Below are 1824 nucleotides of genomic sequence, written 5' to 3'. Positions count from 1 at the left end.
GGACCCTCAACCGGACGGTGGTCGTGGCCACGTCGGCGGCGACCGAGGCCCTGTCCAAGGTCTACGGCCAGACCGCCCTTGTGAAGGAACTGACCGGGAAGTAGCCAAGCTTGCCCTGCGGCGGCGGGGCGCCAATATTGGCGTCATGTCGACCTTCCGCCTTCCGCAGGGCCAGCGCTTCGCATTGGAGACCGGCGCCGAGTCCATCGAAGCCGAGATCATGGCCGAGAAGGGCGCCGCCCTCGGCCGCGCCGGCCATCGGGTGGAGGTCACGCTGGCGGCGCTGAAGGCGTTCGACGCCGGCGAGGCCGTCGGTGTCGAGCGTTCGTCTCTGGTCAAGGACGCGGCCACGGCGGTCTGGTACTATTTCATCCAGCGAGAAGCCTGCGGCATCCGCGACCAGAAGCCCGCCATCGCCCACTACGCCATCCCACGCGAAGTGCTGATGAGGCTGGGCGCGCGCTAGCGCATCTTGCGCGCCAGGTCCTGCAGTGTCGCGCGCAGGTCGACGATCTGGTCCAAGGGCAGGTGGAGCTGGCAGGCGAGGGCGGCCGGCACCTCGGCGGCCGGACCGCGCAGGGTGTCTCCGGCCACGGTGAGTTCGATCTGGACCCGGCGTTCATCCTCGGCGTCGCGACGACGCGTCACGAAGCCAGCAGTCTCTAGGCGTTTCAGCAAGGGGGTCAGGGTGCCGGAATCGAGATCCAGCGCCTGGCCCAGGTCCTTGACCGTGCGCGGCGCGCGTTCCCACAGCGCCATCATCACCAGGTACTGGGGATAGGTCAGACCCAGCGGCTCCAGCAGGGGGCGATAGGCGCGGGTGACCAGCCCACTCGCCGCGTAGAGGGCGAAGCAGAGCTGGTTGTCGAGGCGCAGCGCCTCGCCGGCCGCCGCGCGGGCGGCCGGTTTGGACACTGTGGTTTTGGTCGTGCGCTTGGTCATTCCGCCCGAACGGTGATCGCCACGTCGACATTGCCGCGAATGGCGTTGGAGTAGGGACAGACCTGATGGGCGGCGTCCACAAGGGCTTCGGCCGCGGCCTGATCCAAGCCTTGGGTTTCGGCGTCCAGGGCCACGGCCAGCTTGAAACCGCCCTCGGCGCGGGGATGCAGCTCCACATGGGCGGTGACCGCGGCGCCCTTCAGCGGAATCTTCTGCTGACCGGCGATGAAGCGCACGGCGTTCTCGAAACAAGCGGCGTAGCCCGCGGCGAAGAGCTGTTCAGGATTGGTCGCGCCGCCACGGCCGCCCATCTCCTTGGGCAGGGCAAGGTCGACGCTGAGCACGCCGTCCGGGGTTTCGACATGACCGGCGCGGCCGCCGACGGCGCGGGCTTGGGCGGCGTAGAGGGCTGACATTCGATAGTCTCCAATTAGATTGTACACAATCAAATAGGCCGATCCTGACGAAGGTCAAGGGCGCGTCGCGGCGTGCGCTTGCTTCGGTCATCGCCTCCGTAGTCAATGGAGCCAAGAAGGCTGGTGAGTCCGCCAGCCGGGGGCCATGCATGTTCCGTCCTGAAAACGCGCAAAGCCTCGCAGGCCTCGCCTTCATCCTGATCGTCTGTTGGGGGATTTCCGAGAACCGCAGGACCTTTCCGTGGAAGCTGGCCATCGGCGCCATCGCGGTCCAGGTGGGGCTGATCCTGCTGCTGTTTGGACTCCCGGGCGCCCAGGGTGTCATCCAGACCATCAACAACGGCGTCGATGGCCTGGCCGCGGCGACGGCCAAGGGGACGCAATTCGTGTTCGGCTACATGGGCGGCGGCGATCAGCCGTACCAAGTGACCAACACCGGCGCCCTGTTCACCTTCGCCTTCCAGGT

4 protein-coding genes are annotated in these 1824 nt (G+C 67.2%); 2 read left to right on the top strand and 2 right to left on the bottom strand.

Going from position 1 to position 1824, the window contains the following annotated elements:
- The first annotated feature begins 145 nt into the window (after nucleotides 1-145).
- Entirely contained in the window at nucleotides 146-466 is a 321-nt protein-coding gene (locus RMO04_RS18900) for a DUF6665 family protein (RefSeq protein ID WP_309646317.1), read from the top strand.
- On the opposite strand, the gene RMO04_RS18895 is transcribed toward RMO04_RS18900, so the two are convergent.
- Nucleotides 463-942, bottom strand: coding sequence for a MarR family transcriptional regulator (locus RMO04_RS18895; RefSeq protein WP_309646316.1), 480 nt, complete (start codon nucleotides 940-942; stop codon nucleotides 463-465). The genes RMO04_RS18900 and RMO04_RS18895 overlap by 4 nt on opposite strands.
- Nucleotides 939-1358 (bottom strand): organic hydroperoxide resistance protein, encoded by a 420-nt coding sequence (locus RMO04_RS18890; protein WP_309646315.1) that lies wholly within the window; start codon nucleotides 1356-1358, stop codon nucleotides 939-941. Before RMO04_RS18890 ends, RMO04_RS18895 begins: the two co-directional genes overlap by 4 nt.
- 149 nt (nucleotides 1359-1507) lie before the next feature.
- Between RMO04_RS18890 and RMO04_RS18885 the strand changes: the two genes are divergently transcribed.
- On the top strand, nucleotides 1508-1824 hold a 317-nt coding region (locus tag RMO04_RS18885; protein ID WP_309646314.1), incomplete at its 3' end, for a Na+ dependent nucleoside transporter N-terminal domain-containing protein.

The organism is Phenylobacterium sp. (genome assembly GCF_031412415.1).
Taxonomy (GTDB): domain Bacteria; phylum Pseudomonadota; class Alphaproteobacteria; order Caulobacterales; family Caulobacteraceae; genus Phenylobacterium.
Note: the sequence above shows the minus strand (reverse complement) of the source record. Positions and strands in the feature narration are given on the sequence as shown.